Annotated in this window: 1 protein-coding gene; it reads left to right on the top strand. The window is 40.7% G+C overall.

Annotated elements, in window-relative coordinates; all coding sequences use genetic code 11:
* A partial coding sequence (locus AAEY68_RS21765; protein WP_350586907.1) for a His/Gly/Thr/Pro-type tRNA ligase C-terminal domain-containing protein occupies positions 1-231 on the top strand: 231 nt, incomplete at both ends.

Genomic DNA, 231 nt, shown 5'->3' on the forward strand with positions numbered 1-231 from the left:
CCGCTGCCATTGAACAAAATAATGACCAATACGGTATTACCTGGCCTAAAGCCATCGCCCCTTTCGATTTAGCAATTGTGCCAATGAATATGCATAAATCGCATCGTATCCCTGATATTGCTAATAATCTATATCAAGGTTTGAAAGATGCAGGTTTAGATGTGCTATTTGATGACCGTAAAGAGCGCCCTGGTGTTATGTTTAACGACATGGAATTACTCGGTGTACCTT

The organism is Pseudoalteromonas sp. RB2-MNA-CIBAN-0110 (genome assembly GCF_040309305.1).
Lineage (GTDB): Bacteria > Pseudomonadota > Gammaproteobacteria > Enterobacterales > Alteromonadaceae > Pseudoalteromonas > Pseudoalteromonas arctica.